The 219-nt window shown below is 33.8% G+C and carries 1 pseudogene; it reads left to right on the top strand.

The features are described 5' to 3' along the window. A pseudogene (locus tag AACQ14_RS24605) lies at window positions 1-219 on the top strand (sugar ABC transporter substrate-binding protein); the annotation flags it as partial.

Raw genomic sequence — 219 nt, 5'->3', positions numbered from 1 at the left:
GGAAGTAATTTTGCTGCAGTATTAAAAGATAAAAACAGAACAGATGTAGCTGTAGTTAGTCTAGGTATACCATCAGTTTCATCATCTTACATAAATGAAGGTTACATGAGTCACGCACAATGTTGGAGACCAGCAGATGTAGGTTATGCTAGTTGTTTGGTTGCATTAAAAATGTTACAAGGAGAAACAATAAGTAATGGTATAAATTTAGATGTACCA

This window comes from Vallitalea maricola, assembly GCF_036985595.1.
Classification (GTDB): Bacteria; Bacillota; Clostridia; order Lachnospirales; family Vallitaleaceae; genus Vallitalea; species Vallitalea maricola.
This window is presented reverse-complemented; position numbering and strand designations above follow the sequence as displayed.